3 protein-coding genes are annotated in these 4,865 nt (G+C 68.2%); 1 reads left to right on the plus strand and 2 read right to left on the minus strand.

Annotated features, from left to right (window positions below):
• Window positions 1-117 precede the first annotated feature (117 nt).
• Window positions 118-1,749: a phosphoglucomutase (alpha-D-glucose-1,6-bisphosphate-dependent) gene (gene pgm / locus ACM2XV_RS12270; RefSeq protein WP_344772832.1), complete on the plus strand. Its 1,632-nt coding sequence runs from the start codon at window positions 118-120 to the stop codon at window positions 1,747-1,749.
• A gap of 172 nt (window positions 1,750-1,921) precedes the next feature.
• Here the strand turns inward: pgm and ACM2XV_RS12275 are convergent, their stop codons facing one another.
• Together ACM2XV_RS12275 and ACM2XV_RS12280 are read right to left on the minus strand one after the other, a co-directional pair.
• Window positions 1,922-3,679: a phospholipase C gene (locus ACM2XV_RS12275; protein WP_487027120.1), complete on the minus strand. Its 1,758-nt coding sequence runs from the start codon at window positions 3,677-3,679 to the stop codon at window positions 1,922-1,924.
• A gap of 92 nt (window positions 3,680-3,771) precedes the next feature.
• The coding region (locus tag ACM2XV_RS12280) for a Dyp-type peroxidase (RefSeq protein ID WP_487027121.1) at window positions 3,772-4,865 on the minus strand (1,094 nt) is incomplete at its 5' end.

The following is a 4,865-nucleotide window of genomic DNA, read 5'->3' on the forward strand; positions in this document are numbered from 1 at the left end:
CGCCGAAACACGGCGTCATCGCACAGTTGCGCGCGGAGGGAGCGATCTCATGACAGCATCGCCCCACAGGGTCAACCGGGGTGCCGCGTGCCGCGTGGCCCTGCCAGGATGGGCACCATGACTTCTCGTGCAGGGACGTACGCGCAGGAATCCGATCTCATCGACGACGAAGCGGTCGTGAGGGCCTACTACGAGCTCAAGCCCGATGCGTCGAACCCCGCTGAACGCGTCGTGTTCGGCACCTCGGGCCACCGCGGAAGCTCGCTCGACACCGCCTTCAACGAGGACCACATCGCCGCGTGCACGCAGGCGATCGTCGAGTACCGCGAGACGCAGGGCATCACGGGCCCGCTCTTCATCGGCGCCGACACCCATGTGCTCTCCGGCCCCGCACTGACCACCGCCCTCGAGGTGCTCGTCGGCAACCAGATCGAGGTCTACACCGACGCGCACGACGGCTTCGTTCCGACGCCGGCCGTGAGCCACGCGATCATCAAGTACAACAAGGAACACCGCGGCGCAGACGAGAAGGCCCCGCTCGCCGACGGCATCGTCGTGACCCCGTCGCACAACCCCCCGCGCGACGGCGGCTTCAAGTACAACCCCCCGCACGGCGGCCCGGCAGACACCGACGCCACGAGCTGGATCGCGAACCGCGCCAACGAGCTGATCGCCGATGGGCTGAAGGGCGTCGAGCGGGCCGAGCCGAGCGCCGTCGAGGGCTATGACTTCCGTGAGGAGTACGTCGCCGACCTGGTCAACATCATCGACATCGAGGCGATCAAGTCCGCCGGCGTGAAGATCGGCGCCGACCCGCTGGGCGGGGCATCCGTCGCCTACTGGCAGCTGATCGGCGAGAAGTACGGGCTCGACCTCACCGTCGTCAACCCGCGGGTCGACCCGAAGTGGCCGTTCATGACGCTCGACTGGGACGAGAAGATCCGCATGGACCCGTCGAGCAGGAACGTGATGGCGAGCGTGCTCGAGCACAAGGACGAGTTCCAGGTCGTCACGGGCAACGACGCCGACGCCGACCGCCACGGCATCGTGACGCCCGACGGCGGCCTGATGAACCCGAACCACTATCTCGCGGTCGCGATCCAGTACCTCTACACGCACCGACCCGAGTGGCGGGCGGATGCCGCCGTGGGGAAGACCCTCGTCTCCTCATCGATCATCGACCGGGTCGCCGCGTCGCTCGGCCGCACGCTGTGGGAGGTGCCCGTCGGCTTCAAGTGGTTCGTGCCGGGGCTCGTCGACGGCTCGGTCGGCTTCGGCGGCGAGGAGTCCGCGGGGGCCTCGTTCCTGCGCAAGGACGGCACCGCCTGGACGACCGACAAGGACGGCATCCTGCTCGCCCTGCTCGCCAGCGAGATCATCGCCGTCACGGGGAAGAGCCCGTCACAGCTCTACCGCGAACTGACCGACACGTTCGGCGACCCGGTGTACGAGCGCATCGACGCCGCTGCCAGCAAAGAGCAGAAGGCGAAGCTCGCGAAGCTCTCGGGGGATGCCATCACGGCGACCGAGCTCGCCGGCGAGCCGATCGTCGCGAAGCTCTCCGAGGCGCCCGGAAACGGCGCCGCGGTCGGGGGCGTGAAGGTCGTCACCGAGAACGCCTGGTTCGCGGCGCGGCCGTCCGGCACCGAGGACGTCTACAAGATCTACGCAGAGTCGTTCAAGGGCGCAGACCACCTGAAGCAGGTCCAGGCCGAGGCGAAGGAGATCGTCGACCGCGCGATCGCATAGCGCGCGGCGCCGCGCGCGACCGCGGCGCGACCGCGGCGCGAGCACCCCACGCGAAAGGGGCCCTGGGATCGCCAGGGCCCCTTCCTTATGCAGAGCTCCTTGTGCAGAGTTCTTTGTGCAGCGTTCCTTGTGCTGAGTTCCTTGTGCTGGGGCGGTTACCGCCGGGCCGCAGCTACCAGCCGAGCCAGCCCAAGACTCCGCCGTGGCCCTTGTCGCCCTTGCCGGGCTTCGAGGGGTGCGTCGGCTTCGAGGGGTGCGCCGGCTTCGACGGCTTCGACGGGTGGGTCGGCGTGTGGTCGATCGGCACGACCTTCGAGACCGCCCCCGTCTTCGGGTCGAGCAGCACGCTGCGGTTCTGCGGGTGCGCGAAGTCGAGCAGGCCGTTCAGCGAGCCGGCGGTCTTGTCGAACGAGCCGTCACCGATGCGACCCGTCGACCAGTTGTCCTCGACGAACTTCAGGATCGAGGGCTGCGAGGTGGCGGTGTGGTCGACCGAGTTCGCCTTGGTGTAGGGCGAGATCACGAGCAGCGGCAGACGCTGGCTCGGGCCGCAGCGGTCCTCGTAGCCGCCGTTCGCCGGGTTCTTCGGGGCCGTCGTGCAGATGGCGGCGTTGTTGGCCGAATCGGTCGAGCCGTTGGTGATCTTCGGCGCGACGTGGTCGTACCAGCCGTCGGAGTCGTCGTACGAGATGACCACTGCGGTGCTCGACCACTCCGGCGACTTCTGCAGCTCGTTGATCGTGTTCACGAGGAACGTCTGCTCGTCGGTCGGGTCGGAGTAGCTCGCGTGACCGTCCTGGTACTCGGGCGCCTTGACGAACGAGACCGCCGGCAGGTTGTCGGCAGCGACCGCCGCGTCGAAGTCGCTCGTGTCGTACTGGTGGTTCGCCTGGTCGGTGTGGCCGATCGCCTTCACCGAGGTCGGCGGCAGGTGGTGCGGGTTCGACGTCGACTTGTAGTACGCGAACGGGTTGTGGTGCGGCGAGTAGTCGACGACCGAGGTGCCCGAGATGTTCGTGTGGGTCGCGCCGCAGACGGCGTAGCCGGTCGAGCTGGCCTTGGCCGTGGTGGTCGGCTTGAAGCCGCCCTGGAACCAGCCCCACGTGACGCCCTTGTCGTTCAGCAGGTCGCCGATGTTCTTGCCCGACATGCCGGCGAGCGCGTTCGTCGAGGTGTGGTTCGAGTCCGCGCAGTCGTCGTACACGGGGTCGGGGTCGTTCGTGACCGTGCCGACACCCGTGGCGTCGGGGTCGATCACCGTGTAGCCGTCGGGCGTCGCCGTCGGCTTCGGGTTCGTCGTGCCGGTCTTCGGGTCGTACGAGGTGACCCCGTGCGTCTGGCCCGCGATCAGGTTGAGCGCGCCGGGGGTCGACGGGCCGAAGGTCGCGTCCCAGCTGTTGTCGCTCATCGCATAGTTCTGCGCGTAGTTCCACAGCGCCGTGACGGTGTTGCCGTCGTAGTAGCCCATCGCGAGACCGGGCGCCGAGTACAGCGGCGCGGCGCACTTGTCGACCGAGGTGTTCTGCACGAACTGGTCCATCTTGCCGCCGTTCACGGCCTTCTGCTCGGGCAGGTAGCCGTGGTTCTGGTCACACGTGTCGGCCTGCGCGGGCGTGAGGCGCGTCGGCTGGTACTGGTTCGGGTTGTTCTTCAGGGTTCCCGAGGTGACCAGGGTGTTCACCTTCGGCGTGTTCTTCGCCGCGACGAACTTCGTGCCGTCGGTGTTGGCGGCCGTGGGGTAGGTGCCGAAGTAGTGATCGAACGAGACGTTCTCGTCGAAGATCACCACGAGGTGCTTGATCGGCGTGGTGGTGCGCGCCGAGTTGTCCGCCTTCGGGTGGGCTTGCGCCGGAGCTGCCGCGAACGCGGTCGCGACAGCGAAGCCGGCCGCGACGGCCAGAGCTCCCCCGGCGATTCCGAGACGCTTCAAACGTGCTTTCTGGAACACGGTTGACTCTTCTTCCTCTTATGGTTCCCGGCGCCCGCTTGCGCCGAGCCTGTGTGCCCGCACGAGTGTCGACCTCATGCGAACATGCCTTTTCCGAGCCAGTCCGAGGCATCCCTCGCCCCGGGCAGCGCGAAGTAGTAGCCGCCCCCGACGGGCGAGATGTAGTCGACCAGCGGCTCGTCGATCAGCCGCTTCTGCACCGTGACGAACTGGCGCTCGATGTCCTGGTTGAACGCGGTGAAGATCAGGCCCTGGTCGAGGTTGCCGTTCGCGTCGATGCCGCCGTCGTAGTTGAAGGCCCTGCGCAGCATCCGCTGGTTCTCGGTGCCCGGCGTGCGCGGGTTCGCGACCCGGATGTGCGCGCTCAGCGGAATCGAGTCGCCGTTGGGGTCGCGCTCATAGTGCGGGTCCTCGAACTCGCTCGAGCCGGTGAGCGGCGCGCCCGAGCCCTTGTAGCGGCCGAACATCTGCTGCTGCTCTTCGATGCCGACGCGGTCCCAGGACTCGACCAGCATGCGGATCACCCGCACCGCCAGATAGCTGCCGCCCTCGACCCAGGCGGGCTCGGCCTGGCCGCCGTGCGCCCACACGAGCTGGTCCATCAGCTTCGCGTCGGTGCGATCGATGTTGGCGGTGCCGTCCTTGAAGCCCATGAGATTGCGCGGGGTGCCACTGGGGCGCGGGGGTGACGAGAAGCCGTCGCGCCGCCAGCGCAGCTGCATTCCGGCACGCGTGGCGCGCAGTACCTCGCGCACACCGTGGATCACGACGTCGTTGTCGTCCGCCTCGAACTGCAGCAGAAGGTCGCCGTCGCAGATCGCGCGGTCGAGCGCGTCGTTGGGGAAGTCCTCCATCGTGCGCAGCTTCGAGGGCTTCACGGATGCCAGCCCGAAGCGCCCGTCGAAGAGGGATGCCCCGACCGCCAGCGTCACGGTGAGCCCGCCCGCCGTGACCTCGGGCCCGAGAACGCCCGAGTCGCTCGGCGGCGCGGTGATGCCGAGCTCTCGCGGCGCACCGCCCGTCGTGAGGAAGCGGGCCGTGTCGGTGATCGTCTGCAGCAGTTCCGTGAGACCTGCCGCGCCCTGCGCGGTGACGTCGAGCGCGAGCAGCGAGGTGGAGCGGCGTACCGGAGCGAGCACCCCGGCCTGGTGCGCGCCGTGGAACTCGT

This window comes from Gryllotalpicola sp. CP2-P1, assembly GCF_057512245.1.

Excerpts from the sequence above, each read along its gene's own strand:
- pgm (WP_344772832.1), top strand. The coding sequence starts at position 118 with ATGACTTCTCGTGCAGGGACGTACGCGCAGGAATCCGATCTCATCGAC.